Source organism: Streptomyces sp. NPDC014861 (assembly GCF_043081625.1).
In the GTDB taxonomy this organism is placed as follows: Bacteria; Actinomycetota; Actinomycetes; order Streptomycetales; family Streptomycetaceae; genus Streptomyces.
Genome location: NZ_JBIBWV010000008.1, coordinates 154,512 through 168,930 on the forward strand (window position 1 = coordinate 154,512; position 14,419 = coordinate 168,930).

At 73.8% G+C, this 14,419-nt stretch carries 10 protein-coding genes; 4 read left to right on the forward strand and 6 right to left on the reverse strand.

From position 1 onward, the window contains the following. Positions 1-76: 76 nt before the first annotated feature. Both rarD and ACF1BN_RS18895 read right to left on the reverse strand, forming a co-directional pair. Positions 77-1,126, reverse strand: coding sequence for an EamA family transporter RarD (rarD, locus tag ACF1BN_RS18890; RefSeq protein ID WP_392332731.1), 1,050 nt, complete (start codon positions 1,124-1,126; stop codon positions 77-79). A 165-nt stretch (positions 1,127-1,291) separates the two neighbouring features. Continuing rightward, positions 1,292-2,167 (reverse strand): NAD(P)H-binding protein, encoded by an 876-nt coding sequence (locus tag ACF1BN_RS18895; RefSeq protein ID WP_392332732.1) that lies wholly within the window; start codon positions 2,165-2,167, stop codon positions 1,292-1,294. Between the two features lie 214 nt (positions 2,168-2,381). Here ACF1BN_RS18895 and ACF1BN_RS18900 point away from each other — a divergent pair, with 214 nt between their 5' ends. The 4 genes from ACF1BN_RS18900 to ACF1BN_RS18915 all read left to right on the forward strand — a co-directional run bounded on the left by ACF1BN_RS18900 (position 2,382) and on the right by ACF1BN_RS18915 (position 8,523). Further along, entirely contained in the window at positions 2,382-2,720 is a 339-nt protein-coding gene (locus ACF1BN_RS18900) for a winged helix-turn-helix transcriptional regulator (RefSeq protein ID WP_392332915.1), read from the forward strand. 83 nt (positions 2,721-2,803) lie between these two features. Further along, positions 2,804-3,658, forward strand: a complete 855-nt coding sequence (locus ACF1BN_RS18905; protein ID WP_392332733.1) for a hypothetical protein — start codon at positions 2,804-2,806, stop codon at positions 3,656-3,658. Positions 3,659-4,068: 410 nt separating this feature from the next. Further along, entirely contained in the window at positions 4,069-6,273 is a 2,205-nt protein-coding gene (locus tag ACF1BN_RS18910) for a bifunctional serine/threonine-protein kinase/ABC transporter substrate-binding protein (RefSeq protein WP_392332916.1), read from the forward strand. Positions 6,274-6,276: 3 nt separating this feature from the next. Next, positions 6,277-8,523, forward strand: coding sequence for a bifunctional serine/threonine-protein kinase/ABC transporter substrate-binding protein (locus ACF1BN_RS18915; protein WP_392332734.1), 2,247 nt, complete (start codon positions 6,277-6,279; stop codon positions 8,521-8,523). 38 nt (positions 8,524-8,561) lie between these two features. Here the strand turns inward: ACF1BN_RS18915 and ACF1BN_RS18920 are convergent, their stop codons facing one another. The 4 genes from ACF1BN_RS18920 to ACF1BN_RS18935 form a co-directional block, all read right to left on the reverse strand. Next, positions 8,562-9,626, reverse strand: coding sequence for a 2-oxoacid:ferredoxin oxidoreductase subunit beta (locus ACF1BN_RS18920; protein WP_392332735.1), 1,065 nt, complete (start codon positions 9,624-9,626; stop codon positions 8,562-8,564). Further along, positions 9,619-11,556 carry a 2-oxoacid:acceptor oxidoreductase subunit alpha gene (locus ACF1BN_RS18925; protein ID WP_392332736.1) on the reverse strand — a complete coding sequence of 646 codons (1,938 nt, stop codon included), beginning with the start codon at positions 11,554-11,556 and terminating at the stop codon, positions 9,619-9,621. Before ACF1BN_RS18925 ends, ACF1BN_RS18920 begins: the two co-directional genes overlap by 8 nt. 255 nt (positions 11,557-11,811) lie before the next feature. Next, positions 11,812-12,471: a LuxR C-terminal-related transcriptional regulator gene (locus ACF1BN_RS18930; protein WP_376600856.1), complete on the reverse strand. Its 660-nt coding sequence runs from the start codon at positions 12,469-12,471 to the stop codon at positions 11,812-11,814. Between the two features lie 406 nt (positions 12,472-12,877). Then, positions 12,878-14,164 carry a sensor histidine kinase gene (locus ACF1BN_RS18935; protein WP_392332737.1) on the reverse strand — a complete coding sequence of 429 codons (1,287 nt, stop codon included), beginning with the start codon at positions 14,162-14,164 and terminating at the stop codon, positions 12,878-12,880. Positions 14,165-14,419 lie beyond the last annotated feature (255 nt).

The following is a 14,419-nucleotide window of genomic DNA, read 5'->3' on the forward strand; positions in this document are numbered from 1 at the left end:
CCGGTGCCGGCGATCGGGGTCGGTGGGGGTGTCGGTTCCCGCCGGGCGGGGGGTGTCGGTTCCTGCCGGGCGGGGGTCAGGCGCGGACGTCGTTCCTCGTCGGGCGGGGGGTGTCGGCCGGGGCCGGGAGGTGGTGCGCCGCCTCCCGGGTCGCGCGGGCCATCGCGGCGCGGCTGCGGCGGGCCGTGCGCAGGGCGTCCCAGGTGAGGAGCGTGAGGGCGAGCCAGACCAGGGAGAAGCCGGCCCAGCGCTCGGGGGGCATCGCCTCGTGGAAGTACACGACGCCGAGGAGGAACTGGAAGATCGGTGCCAGGTACTGGAGCAGGCCCAGGGTGGAGAGCGGCACCCGGATCGCCGCGGCGCCGAAGCAGACCAGCGGGATGGCCGTGACGAGGCCGGTCGAGGCCAGGAGGGCCATGTGGCCGGCGCCCTCGGAGCCGAAGGCGAGCGTGGACTGCGAGCCGAGGAGGAGCAGGTAGCCGAGGGCCGGCAGGAACTGGACGGCCGTCTCGGCGGCCAGCGACTCCAGGCCGCCGAGGTTGACCTTCTTCTTCACCAGGCCGTAGACCGCGAACGAGAAGGCCAGCGTGAGCGAGACCCACGGCGGGCGGCCGTAGCCGATCGCCAGGACCAGCACGGCGGCGAAGCCGATGCCGACCGCCGCCCACTGGGCCGGGCGCAGGCGCTCCTTCAGGACGAGGACGCCGAGCGCGATGGTCACCAGGGGGTTGATGAAGTAGCCGAGGGACGCCTCGACGACGTGGCCGTTGTTGACCGACCAGATGTACAGGCCCCAGTTCACGGTGATGACGGTCGCGGCGATGGTCAGCAGGCCCAGCTTGCGCGGGTCGGCCGCCAGCTCCTTCACCCAGCCCCAGCGGCGCAGCACCAGCAGGGCGAGGCCGACGAAGGCGAACGACCACACCATCCGGTGGGCCAGGATCTCGCCCGCGCTCGCGGGCTTCAGGAGCGGCCAGTAGAGCGGGACCAGGCCCCAGACCGCGTAGGCGGCGATGCCGTAGAGCAGGCCGGCGCGGTTCTCGGCGTCGGTGCCCGCGCCGGAGCCGCCGGCCGCGCCCGGGGACCCCGTACCCGCCCCCGTGCCCGGCGTGCCGGTCCCGGCCATGCCTCTTCCGCCCATCAAAAGCCTCCCGCCCTGCGCCGCGCTGTTCCGATGAAGGTAGCGCCGCACAGGGCAGGCTGTCATGTGCGTACTTGCTGCACGGTCATGACCTTGAGGGTGGTGGGGGTGGTGCGGGCGGTGGGGGTGGTGGGGCGAGCGGGGTCGTGGTCACTCCGCGGCGGCCAGCGCCTCCCCGACCGTCGTCCCGATCGGGGTGGTCGGGCGGCCGATCAGCCGCGCCAGGTCGCCGGTCCTGATCGCCAGCGCGCCCCGCGCGATCGCCTCGTCCACGTCGACGAGGATCGCCGCGAAGGGCTCCGGCACGCCGGCACCCGTCAGGATCTCCAGGTGCGCCGCCGCCGGCACGTTCGTGTACGCGATCTCCCGGCCGCTGCGGGCCGCGACCTCCGCCGCGTACTCGGCGAGCGACCACGCCTCGTCACCGCTCAGCTCGTACGCCCTGCCCAGGTGCTCCGAGGCCGGACCGGTCAGCACCGCGGCCGCGGCGGCGGCGTAGTCGGCGCGCGAGGCGGAGGCGACGCGGCCCTCGCCCGCGTTGGCGACGACGGCGCCGTGGGCGAGGACGGGGCCGAGGTTCGCGGTGTAGTTCTCGCTGTACCAGCCGTTGCGGAGGAAGGTGTACGGCAGGCCCGAGGCGAGGATCAGCGCCTCGGTCTCCTTGTGCTCCGCCGCCAGGTCGAAGTCGGCGTCCGGACCGCCCAGGACGCCGGTGTACGCGAGCTGGGCCACGCCCGCCGCCCCGGCCGCGTCGATCACGGCGGCGTGCTGCGGCACCCGCCGTCCGACCTCGCTGCCGGAGATCAGCAGCACCCGGTCGCCCGCCTCGAAGGCACCGGCGAGCGTCTCGGGCCGGCTGTAGTCGGCGATCCGCAGCTCGACACCGCGGTCCGCGAGGCCGGCGGCCTTCTCCTTGTCGCGGACGACGGCGGCGACGGACCCGGCGGGCACGGCCGGGTCGGCGAGGAGGGCGTCGACGACGAGACGGCCGAGCTGTCCGGTGGCTCCGGTGACGACGATGCTCATGAGGGCTTCCTTCGGGGGTGAGTGCGATGGATGTGTGGGGGCGGGAGCGCGGGAGCGCGGGAGTGCGCGGGTCCCGCGGTTCCGGCGGGGGCGACACACTCACCGTACGGCGGGCACTAACCAATCGAAAGTACCCACTTTGAAGTAAGGTACTGTCATGGAGGTAAGTGTGAAGCCGTTCGAAGGTCCCCTGCTGGCCGACGTCGACGGCGCCATGTGCCCGTCCCGCCTCGTCCTGGAGCACGTCACCAGCCGCTGGGGCGTCCTCGTCCTGATCGCCCTCCTGGAGCGCTCGTACCGCTTCAGCGAACTGCGCCGCAGGATCGGCGGCGTCAGCGAGAAGATGCTCACCCAGACCCTCCAGACCCTGGAGCGCGACGGCTTCGTCCACCGCGACGCCAAGCCCGTCATCCCGCCCCGCGTCGACTACACCCTCACCCCGCTCGGCGAGGAGGCGGCCCACCGCGTCAGGGACCTGGCCCTCTGGACCGAGTCCCGCGTCCCCGCCGTCGAGGCCGCCCGCACCCGCTACGACGAGGCACGTGATCAATGAATCGGTAGCGCACCGGAGTCGGTCCTTCCGCGCATACGATCGTGGCCCCTGGGGGAATCGTGTGAGCGGGGGGTGGGGGAAGAGTGTCGTACGCACGACTGACGCGTTCCTGCTGTGCCGTCCTGGTGGGCGGGATCCTGCTGGCGGGCTGCTCGGACGACGGGGGAGGGAGCGGCGACCCGAAACCCTCGGCCTCCTCCTCGGCGCCCACCGCCACGTCGCCCCCGGCCGCGAGCGGCTCCCCCTCCTCCGCCGCGTCGGGCACCCCCGACCCCCTGGCCACGCCCACGGCCCTCAGCTTCACCTTCGACCCCGACCGCGCCCCGAGGAACAGGGCCGACGCGAAGCGGCTCGCCCTGGACGTCCTCGCCGAGCCGGACTCCTGGGGCCCGGGCTACACCGAGCGGAGCCCGTACCTGAGCTCCGAGAGCTACTGGCCCGTGCTGCCCGCCACCTGCCGCTGGGAGACCGGGACGGTGCCGCCCACCGTCCTGCACAGCGTCACCGGCTACAGCCGGCTGCCCGCCAAGGGCGCCAAGGGCCTGCTCCAGGTGGCCGCCACGGTCACCGTCCACACCTCCGTCGACGAGGCGGAGTGGGAGATGGCGCAGACCCTGGAGGAGGCGCTGCGCTGCCCCGACCAGGTGCTGCGGGACGGGGAGAAGGTCACCGGCCTCTTCTCCATCGGCAACCCCTTCGGCGTCAACGGCAACTTCACCGCCGCCGACTCGCTGAGCGAGCGCGGGAAGTACGTGAAGGCGGGGGTCGCGGGCGAGCACTTCTACGGCTGGTCCCAGTCGCGGGTGGGGACGGTGACGCTCGCCGTCTCCGCCAAGGGTTCGGCCGGCCACACCGAGGACGAGGTCAGTACGGCGATGATCCGGGCCCTCGTCACCATGCTCAACCGCACCCAGGCCGAGCTGGAGGTCAAGCAGTGAGCCCGGACGCCCGCCCCCCGTCCCCCGAGGACGTCCCCCGGCCCACCCCCGGTGACGGGGAGCCCGCAGGGGGCTCCCAGGCCGGACCTCCCGCCGGGGGCTCCCAGGCCGGACCTCCCGCCGGGGATCGCCGCGTCGGGCCTCCCGTCGGCGGGCGGGCGATCCCCGACCCCCGCGTGCCCTCGTGGCCCTCCGCCCCGCCCGGGGCCCCCGAGCCACCCTCCGACGCCGCCCCCACCCCCGGCCCGGCCCCCGAGCCACCCTCCGCCCCGCCCGGGACCGCCCCCGGGGCCCCCGAGCCGGCCTCCACGCCCGCTCCCACCTCCGCCGCCGCCCCCACCCCCACCTCCACCCCCGACCCCGACCCCGTCCCCTCACGCCCCGCGCGCGCCGCGGGCGACCTCGCGCCGTTGCTGCCCGCCGACCCCTCCACCCTCGCCGGGTACCGCCTCCTCGGGCGGCTCGGCGCGGGTGGCATGGGCGTCGTGTACCTGGGGCGTACGGACGCGGGCGAGCTGGCCGCCGTGAAGGTGACGCTCGCGGACCGGGCCGAGCGGCCGGACTTCCGGAGCCGCTTCCGGCGCGAGGTCGAGGCGGCCCGGCGGGTCGTCTCCCCGTTCGCCGTCCCGGTCCTCGGCGCCGACCCCGACGCCCCCGAGCCCTGGCTCGCCACCGCCTTCGTGCCCGGCCCGTCCCTCGGCGAGGCGATCACCGCGCACGGCCCGCTGCCCGGCCACAGCCTGCGCGTCCTCGGCGGCGCCGTGGCCCGCGCGCTCGCCGCGGTGCACGCCGCCGGGCTCGTCCACCGCGACGTGAAGCCCGGCAACGTCCTCCTCGCCGTCGACGGCCCCCGGCTCATCGACTTCGGCATCGCCCGCGCCGCCGACCCCGACGGCGAGACCGCGCTGACCGGCACCGACATGGTCGTCGGCACCCCCGGCTTCCTCGCACCCGAGCAGGCGGAGGCGCGCACCGGGGACATCGGCCCGGCCTCCGACGTCTTCGCCCTCGGCTGCCTCCTCGCCTACGCGGCCACCGGCCGCCCGCCCTTCGGCACCGGCGCCGTCGACGCCCTCATGTACCGGACCGTGCACGACGAGCCCGACCTCGACGGCGTACCGGCCGGGCTGCTGCCCCTGCTGCGGGAGTGCCTCGCCAAGAACCCGGCCGCCCGCCCCACCGCCGAGGCCCTCGCCGCACGGCTCGTCGTGGACACCCCCGGCACGGCCGCCGACTGGCTCCCCGCCCCCGTCGTCCACACCATCGCCGAGCGCTCCGCCCGGATGCTCGCGCTCCCCGACATCGACCCGACGAGCACCCCCGCACCCACCCCGCCCACCGGCCCCGGCCGCCGCCGCTTCCTCCTGCTCGCGGGCGGCGCGGGCGTGCTCGCCGCAGGCGGGGGCGGCACCTGGCTCGCCCTCCGCGACGGGAACGGCGGGACGACCGACGGCAAGCAGCCCGCGCCGCCGAGGACCCGCAAGTGGACCATCGGCGTCCAGGCCGACCTCAGCGGCCCCGGCAAGCACATCGGCCAGGCCCAGGAGCGGGGCGTCCGGCTCGCCGTCGAAGCCTTCAACTCCCGCAAGGACAAGCCCTTCACGCTCGACGTGAAGACCTCCGACGACCGGGGGGACCAGTCGCGCGGAGCCGCCGCCGCCCGTGCCCTCACCTCCGACCCCGACGTCCTCGGCATCATCGGCCCCAGCCACGACTACACCGGCTACGCCGCCCTCCCCGCCTACGACGAGGCCCGCCTCCCCGTCCTCACGGTCTCCGCCGGCTACAACCTCCTCACCAACCCCGCCCTCGGCCAGGGCATGAGCGTCGTGCGGCTCTGCACCCCGCACAACTACGCGGCGCTCTACCTCTCCTACTACGCCCTGGCGAAGAGCCCCCGGCCGCTGACCCGGCCCGGACTCCTCCAGGACCGCACCGACGACAACTACTCCTGGCAGTACGTCGTCGGGGCCACCATCGGCTTCAAGGGGAGCGGTGTCCTCCCGCACCCCCGGGTCGTCCCCGCCGGTGCCAAGCGCCTGGAACGGGTCCTCGGCGAGATGGTGGACGCGGGCATCGACGCGTACGTCCACGCCGGCCTCGCCCCCAGCGCCGTCCGCGCCGCCAGGACCCTCGACAAGCTCGGGTTCACCGGCATGCGGATCGCCGGTCAGCACGTCTACGGCGACGAGTTCCTCCAGGGCGCGGGCGCCGCCGCCGACGGCTGGGTCGTCGGCGCGCCCGTCGTCCCGCCCGGGATCCGGAAGCAGGCCGCCCCCTTCACCGCCGCCCACCGGGCCCGGTACGGCACCGACCCGGCCCCCTACACGGGAGAGGCGTACGACGCCGTCATGATGCTCGCCGGCCAGGTCGAGAAGGCGTTCAAGAGCGGCCGGCGCCCCGACCGCACCACCCTGCCCGGGCTTCTGAAGAAGGCGGTCTACGAGGGCATCATGGGCGAATACGGCTTCAAGGAGGACGGCAACCTGACCGGCGTCGGCACCTACCTCCACACCGTCCGGGACGGTCGCTACGAGCCCCTGGACTGGGCCCCCTCGACGCCGCCCAAGCCCGAGGGCGCACCCGATCCCTCGTCCTCGCCCCAGGGGGCCTGACCCTTGCGCCCGCTCCACCGGTCCGACCCGTCCGCCGTCGCCGGCCACCGCCTCCTCGGACGGCTCGGCTCCGGCGGCATGGGCGTCGTCTACCTCGGCCGCGGCCCCGGCGGGGCGCTCGCCGCCGTCAAGGTGATCCGCGCCGAGCACGCCGCCGACCCCGCCTTCCGGGAGCGCTTCCGCCGCGAGGCCCGCACCGCCGAGCGGATCACCGGCCGCTGGGTCGTCCGGGTCCTCGGCTCCGACCCGGAGGCCCGCGAACCCTGGCTCGCCACCGAGTACGTCCCCGGCCCCTCGCTCGCCGAGGCCGTCGCCCTCCACGGCCCCCTCCCCGAGGCGGCCGTCCGCGCCTTCGGCGCCCGGCTCGCCGACGCCCTCGCCGACCTCCACACGGCCGGGCTCGTCCACCGGGACGTCAAGCCCGCCAACGTCCTCCTCGCCCTCGACGGCCCCCGGCTCATCGACTTCGGCATCGCCCGCACCGCCGGGGCGACCGCGCTCACGGCCACCGACGCCATGATCGGCACCCCCGGCTACCTCGCCCCCGAACAGGCCAGGGCGGCCGGGGCGGGCGAAGTCGGGCCCCCGGCGGACGTGTTCGCGCTCGGATGCGTCCTCGCCCACGCGCTCACCGGCGAACGCCCCTTCGGTACGGGGACGGTGGCCGCCGTCGTCTACCGCACCGTCCACGAGGAGCCCGAACTCGGCTCCGTACCACCCTTCTTGAAGCCCCTGGTGGCAGCCTGCCTCGCCAAGGACCCGGCCGCCCGGCCCACCGCCGAGGCCGTACGGGACGCGCTCGGGGGCACCGGCGGGCCGGTCGGAGGGCTGCTGCCGCCCGGCCTGCCCGCCCTCATCGCCGAACGCTCCGCCCGCGTCCTCGACCTGCCCGTCCCCGAGCCCACCGCCCTGGTGCCCGCGGAACCCGCCCGCGGCCCGTCCCGACGGGCCCTGGTCGTCGGCGGCACGGCGGCCCTCGTCGTCTCCGCGAGCGTCCTCGCCGCCCGGTTCGGCGGCCTCATCGGAGGGGGCGGCGGCGCCACGGGCGGGTCCTCGGGCGGCACGGACGGTGGCGTGGCCGGCGCCACCGCGGGCAACCTCCCCACGCACACGATCGGCGTCCAGACCGACCTCAGCGGCCCCCGCGAGGCGGACGGCCGTGCCCAGGAACGGGGGGTCCGGCTCGCCGCCGAACACCACAACGCCCGCCCCGACCGCCCCTTCCACCTCGCCGTGAAGGTCCACGACGACGCGGGCGACCCCGCCCGCGCCGCCCGGACCGCCACCGCCGTCGGCAAGGACCGCGGCGTCCTCGCCGTCATCGGCCCGACCTCGCCGCAGGTCGTCGAGGCCGCCGCCGAGACGTACCAGTCGAACTCCCTGGTGTACGCGAGCGTCGCCACCGGCGTCGACTACACCGTGATGCCCGACCTCATCGGCGAGCCCGCCTACTTCGAGATGCGCACCCAGATCGAACTGCTCCAGCTCGGCTTCTCGACCGTCGCCATCGCGCGCAAGCTGGCCAGGGTGGCCGTGATCGAGGACGCCGCCGCGGGTCAGATCGCCTGGGCGATGGGCACCTCCCTGGAGAGCAACCTCGCCACCGCGGGAGCCACCGTCAGCCGCCATCAGGTCGACGCGGAGACCGACGACTTCGGCCCGGTCGCGCGGGCCGTCAAGGAGTCGGGGGCCGAGGGCGTCCTCTACGCCGGCCTGTCGCCGGAGCGGGCCGCCCGCTGCGCCCGCGCGCTCGCCGCGGTGGGCTTCACCGGCCTCCGCGGCGCCATCGAGAGCGTCCTCGACCCGGCGTTCCTCACCGGCGCGGGGCCCGCCGCCGAAGGCTGGTACATCGGGACCTCGTACGTCGACCCGGCCGCCGTCCCCGCGGCGAAGGAGTTCACCGACGCCTACCGGAAGCGCTGGGGCCTGGCCGCCGGCGCCCCCGTCGACCGGTACGCCGCCGAGGCGTACGACGTCACCCTCGCCCTCGCCGAGACCATGCGGGGCGTGGCGGCGAACGGGCTCGCCGTGGAGCGGGGCGCGCTCACCCGGCGGCTGCGGGACCTCACGTACGAGGGAGTGACGAAGAAGTACGGCTTCGACACCTCGAACAGCTTCCGCTTCCTGCACCAGGTGTACATCCACCGCGTCGAGGCCGGCGGGAAGGTCCGCTATCTCGGTCACTACGAGAAGGTCGCGGACGACGAGATCGCCGAGCGGAAGAAGCGCGAGCGGACGAAGGCGCCCTGACCGGTCGGGTCAGGACGCCTCCGGAAGGTGATCCACCGTCAGCCGACGACGGTCCAGGTGTCGTTGCCGGCGAGGAGTCGGGCGAGGTCGCCTTCGCCGTGTCGTTCGGTGGCCTGGTCGAGCTGGTCGGCCATGAGGGTGTCGTAGACGGGGCGTTCGACGGAGCGGAAGACGCCGATGGGGGTCTGGTGGAGGGTGTCGGGGTCGGCGAGCCGGGAGAGCGCGAACGCGGTCGTCGGGGAGGCGGCGTGGGCGTCGTGAACGAGGATGCGGGACTCGTTGTCCGGCGTCACGGTGACGACGTGCAGGTCGCCGGTGGCGGGGTCGCGGACGACGCCCTTGGCGAGGTCGGTGCCGAAGCGGATGGGCTGTCCGTGTTCGAGGCGGATGACGGCTTCCTGGGCCTGGTCCTTGTCCTTCAGGACTTCGAAGGCGCCGTCGTTGAAGATGTTGCAGTTCTGGTAGATCTCGACGAGGGCGGTGCCGTCGTGGTCGGCGGCCTGGCGCAGGACCTCGGTGAGGTGTTTGCGGTCGGAGTCGACGGTGCGGGCGACGAAGGTGGCCTCGGCGCCGATGGCGAGGGAGACGGGGTTGAAGGGGGCGTCGAGGGAGCCCATGGGGGTCGACTTGGTGATCTTGCCGACTTCGGAGGTGGGGGAGTACTGGCCCTTGGTGAGGCCGTAGATCCGGTTGTTGAAGAGCAGGATCTTGAGGTTGACGTTGCGGCGCAGGGCGTGGATGAGGTGGTTGCCGCCGATGGACAGGGCGTCGCCGTCGCCGGTGACGACCCAGACGGACAGGTCGCGGCGGGAGGTGGCGAGGCCGGTGGCGATGGCGGGGGCGCGGCCGTGGATGGAGTGCATCCCGTAGGTGTTCATGTAGTACGGGAAGCGGGAGGAGCAGCCGATGCCGGAGACGAAGACGATGTTCTCCTTCGCCAGGCCCAGTTCGGGCATGAAGCCCTGGACGGCGGCGAGGACGGCGTAGTCGCCGCAGCCCGGGCACCAGCGGACCTCCTGGTCGGACTTGAAGTCCTTCATGGTCTGCCGCGCCTCGGCCTTGGGGACCAGGTGCAGGAGCGAGTCGGTGCGCGGCTCAGGCATCGATGGCCTCCTTGAGGACGGCGGCGAGCTGCTCGGCCTTGAACGGCATGCCGTTGACCTGGTTGTGGCTGCGGGCGTCGACGAGGTACTTGGCGCGGATGAGGGTGGCGAGCTGGCCGAGGTTCATCTCGGGGATGACGACCTTGTCGTAGTGCTTGAGGACGTCGCCGAGGTTGTGGGGGAAGGGGTTGAGGTGGCGGAGGTGGGCCTGGGCGATGTGGCCGCCTTCGCGGCGGATGCGGCGGACGGCGGCGGTGATGGGGCCGTAGGTGGAGCCCCAGCCCAGGACGAGGGTCCGGGCACTGTCGGGGTCGTCGACCTCGATGTCGGGGACGGTGATGCCGTCGATCTTGGCCTGCCGGGTGCGGACCATGAACTCGTGGTTGGCGGGGTCGTAGGAGATGTTGCCGGTGCCGTCCTGCTTCTCGATGCCGCCGATCCGGTGCTCCAGACCCGGTGTGCCGGGCACGGCCCAGGGGCGGGCCAGGGTCTCGGGGTCGCGCTTGTAGGGCCAGAAGACCTCGGTGCCGTCGGCCTCGGTGTGGTTCGGGCCGGTCGCGAACGCGGTCCGCAGGTCGGGCAGGGCCTCCACCTCCGGGATCCGCCAGGGCTCGGAGCCGTTGGCGAGGTAGCCGTCGGAGAGGAGGAAGACGGGGGTGCGGTAGGTGAGGGCGATCCGGGCCGCTTCCAGTGCCGCGTCGAAGCAGTCGGCCGGCGTCCTCGGCGCGACGATGGGGACGGGGGCCTCGCCGTTGCGCCCGTACATCGCCTGGAGCAGGTCGGCCTGTTCGGTCTTGGTCGGCAGGCCGGTGGACGGGCCGCCGCGCTGGATGTCGACGATCAGCAGCGGCAGCTCCAGGGAGACCGCGAGTCCGATCGTCTCGGACTTCAGCGCGACGCCGGGGCCTGAGGTGGTGGTCACGGCCAGTGAGCCGCCGAACGCGGCGCCGAGCGCGGCGCCGATGCCGGCGATCTCGTCCTCGGCCTGGAAGGTCCGCACGCCGAAGTTCTTGTGCCGGCTCAGCTCGTGCAGGATGTCGGAGGCCGGGGTGATCGGGTACGAGCCGAGGTAGAGCGGCAGTGCGGCCTGCCGGCCGGCGGCGATGAGCCCGTAGGACAGGGCCAGGTTCCCGGAGATGTTGCGGTACGTGCCGGTGGGGAAGGCACGGGTGGCGGGGGCCACCTCGTAGGAGACGGCGAAGTCCTCGGTGGTCTCGCCGAAGTTCCAGCCGGCCCGGAAGGCGGCCACGTTCGCCTCGGCGATCTGCGGCTTCCTGGCGAACTTCGACCTAAGGAACGCCTCGGTGCCCTCGGTCGGCCGGTGATACATCCAGGACAGCAGCCCGAGCGCGAACATGTTCTTCGACCGCTCGGCCTCCTTCCGGGAGAGCCCGAACTCCTTCAGCGCCTCGATCGTCAAGGTCGTCAGCGGCACCGGATGCACCCGGTAGCCGTCCAGCGACCCGTCCTCCAGCGGACTCTGCGCATAGCCGACCTTCGCCATCGCCCGCTTGGCGAACTCGTCGGTGTTCACGATGATCTCGCCACCACGCGGCACGTCGGCGATGTTCGCCTTCAACGCCGCCGGATTCATCGCGACCAGCACGTTCGGCGCGTCACCCGGCGTCAGGATGTCGTGATCGGCGAAATGCAGCTGGAACGACGACACACCCGGCAGCGTCCCGGCCGGAGCCCGGATCTCCGCCGGAAAGTTCGGCAGCGTCGACAGATCGTTCCCGAACGACGCCGTCTCCGACGTGAAACGGTCACCCGTGAGCTGCATACCGTCACCGGAATCACCCGCGAACCGGATGATCACCCGATCGAGTCGGCGGACCTCCTTCTCGGCACCCTGGCGGGCCTCCGCCGGGGCGCTGCGCTGCTCCGCGAGCAGGGCTTCACCGGCCTCGCTACTGACCTGGCTGGTCACTGAACTGGACCTCCCTAGCGGCAAGCGGGACTCTGGGCCCACCCTACGACTGCGAAGTGGACCTTCCCTGGAGTTCTCACATCTCGGGCCTCGGTCTGAGACGCCCTTGTGTCGTACATTGTCCTGTTCTGCGGCTACCCGGAATGTTCCGGAACGCCGCATTCCGACTCGTTCTTCCGTCCTAGGCCCCGGAGGGCCCCGAACGGCCTTATCTGACAGAGTGTCAGAAGATCAAGGTTTCGGGGGGTGCTCCGGTCACGACCTGAGATACGTCAGCACCGCCAGCACCCTGCGGTGATCGCCCTCGCTCGGCGACAGGCCCAGCTTCAGGAAGATGTTGCCGATGTGCTTCTCCACCGCGCCGTCGCTCACCACGAGCTGCTTCGCGATCGCCGAGTTCGTCCGGCCCTCGGCCATCAGACCGAGGACCTCCCGCTCGCGCGGGGTCAGGTGCGCCAGCACGTCCTGCTGACGGCTCCGGCCCAGCAACTGCTGCACCACCTCCGGATCCAGGGCCGTACCGCCCCCGGCCACCCGCACCACCGCCTCCGTGAACTCGCGCACCTCGGCGACACGGTCCTTCAGTAGATAGCCCACGCCCCGCGTGGAACCGGCCAGCAGTTCGGTGGCGTACTGCTCCTCCACGTACTGCGACAGCACCAGCACCCCGAGGTCCGGATACTCCGCGCGCAGCCGCACCGCCGCCCGCACGCCCTCGTCCGTGTGGGTCGGCGGCATCCGTACGTCCGCCACCACCACGTCCGGCAGCGCGCCCGCGTCCGCGAGCTCCGCCACCGTCTTGACCAGCGCGTCGCCGTCCCCGACCCCCGCGACGACCTCGTGCCCCCGGTCCGTGAGCAGCCGGGTCAGCCCCTCGCGCAACAACACCGAGTCCTCGGCGATCACCACACGCACCCGCCCGGTCACCTCACCCGCACCCACGCCCGCTGCCCCCAGAAACCCTGCTCGACTCCACGCGACCCGGTCGGCGCCGCGTGATCAGCATCGCAGGAATGCCCGCCCGGCGGGCGGCACGGGCGATCCCCGCCCCGACATTGCCGGAGACATTGCCGGGGCGCCGGGGGGCGGACCGGGTGGGCGGGCCGAGGCTGGCCGGGGCCGCGGGGGCGGGCCGGGGTGGCGGGCCGGGTGGGCCGGCTGTGCGGGCGGGCTGTGCGGGCGGGTGCGCCGGAGGCCCTTGCGGTCCGGGAGGGGGGACGGGCCTGGTGGGATGGGCGGGCGGGGGTTCTGGTCGGGCGCGCCCGGGAAGCGCGGTGGTTCGCCGCCCCCGCGCCCGGGCGGGGTGGTCGGGGCGGTGAGGTCAGGCGCGCCAGGGGAGCTCGGCCGTCACCGTCGTCGGGCCGCCCGCGGGAGAGTCCACCGCCAGCACGCCGTCCACCGACCGCAGCCGCTCCGCCAGCCCCGCGAGCCCCTGCCCGCGCGCCGGGTCCGCGCCGCCGACGCCGTCGTCCCGGACCTGGAGCATCAGCCGCTCCTCCGACCGCCACACGTCCACCGACGCCCGCCGGGCCCGGGCGTGCAGCGTCACGTTCCGCAGCAGCTCCACGACCGTGAAGTAGGCCAGACCCTCGATCGCCGCCACCGGACGGCCCGGCAGCTCCACCGTCACCGACACCGGCACCGAGCAGCGCGCCGCCACCGACGACAGGGCCGCGTCGAGCCCCCGGTCGGTCAGGACCGCCGGGTGGATGCCCCGCGCCAGGTCCCGCAGCTCCTTCAGCGCCAGCTTCACCTCGCCGTGCGCCTCGTCCACCAGCACCGCCGCCGCCTCCGGGTCCCTGACCAGCGTCTCCTTCGCGACGCCCAGATCCATCGCCAGCGACGCGAGCCGCGCCTGCGGGCCGTCGTGCAGCTCCCGCTCGATCCGCCGCAGGTCGGCCGCCGCCGTGTCCACGGCCGTACCCCGGTCCGACTCCAGCTCCGTCACCCGCTCCGCCAGCCGGCCCGGCCCCAGCAGCCCCGCCACCAGGACCCGGTCCACCGCCGTCAGCCCGCGCACCAGCGGCGGCCAGGCCAGCACGACCAGCAGCCCGAGACCGCAGGTGACGGCGACCTCGAAGGGCGAGTCGAGGTACATCGCGTGGGTCTCGTCCCCGTACAGCTGGATCCCGTCCTGGCCCAGGTGCGCCGGGAAGACCCACCGCCACAGCGGATACGTGAACATGCCCCAGCCCCACGTGAAGAAGGTCAGCGACACGCAGAACGAGAACACCGCCCACGGGAAGTGCACGAGCGCGTACAGCAGGTGCCGCCACGAGGCCCCGCTCCGCAGCATCGCCGCCATCCACGAGAACGCCCCGCCGGTCCGCCCCCGCACCGGCTCCGGCGCCGCCACGTCCGTCCCGAGCAGCCCCCGGACCCGCGCCCGCTCCACCGCCCCGAGCCCCCGGCACACCGCCAGCGACGCGGCGAGGACCGGCACCCCGAGGAAGGTGATCAGCAGCCCGAGCCCGGTCGAGGTCAGCGCCACGGCCAGCGAGAACCCCAGCACGCTCAGCGGCAGCCCCACCAGCGTGAACAGGAAGGCCCGCCAGGTCCGCCCCTGGAACGGGGCCCGGAGGGCGGAGGGAACGAGCGGCGAATCCATCGGGGACGTCCTTCACTGGGAGGGAGGGGGATCGGGGCGGGTGGTACGTCTGGTCTGTACGTCGTTCGGCAGGTTGTTCGGTACGTCGTTCGGTACAGCTCAAGGCTCCCGTCCGGGACCCCCCGCACACCATGAGGCGGGTCGGCGTCTCCCGTGGGGGGATAACCCCACCCCCGAGGAGACGTCCGACCCGCCTCATCGCCCGGCCGTTCCGCCACCCGCAGCTCAGCCGTTCCGCCACCCGCAGCCCGGCCG

Bases quoted from the DNA above. Each gene is read 5' to 3' on its own strand.
- ACF1BN_RS18935 (WP_392332737.1), bottom strand. From the start codon at position 14,164: ATGGATTCGCCGCTCGTTCCCTCCGCCCTCCGGGCCCCGTTCCAGGGG.
- ACF1BN_RS18900 (WP_392332915.1), top strand. From the start codon at position 2,382: ATGTGCCCGTCCCGCCTCGTCCTGGAGCACGTCACCAGCCGCTGGGGC.
- rarD (WP_392332731.1), bottom strand. From the start codon at position 1,126: ATGGCCGGGACCGGCACGCCGGGCACGGGGGCGGGTACGGGGTCCCCG.
- ACF1BN_RS18920 (WP_392332735.1), bottom strand. From the start codon at position 9,626: ATGCCTGAGCCGCGCACCGACTCGCTCCTGCACCTGGTCCCCAAGGCC.
- ACF1BN_RS18895 (WP_392332732.1), bottom strand. From the start codon at position 2,167: ATGAGCATCGTCGTCACCGGAGCCACCGGACAGCTCGGCCGTCTCGTC.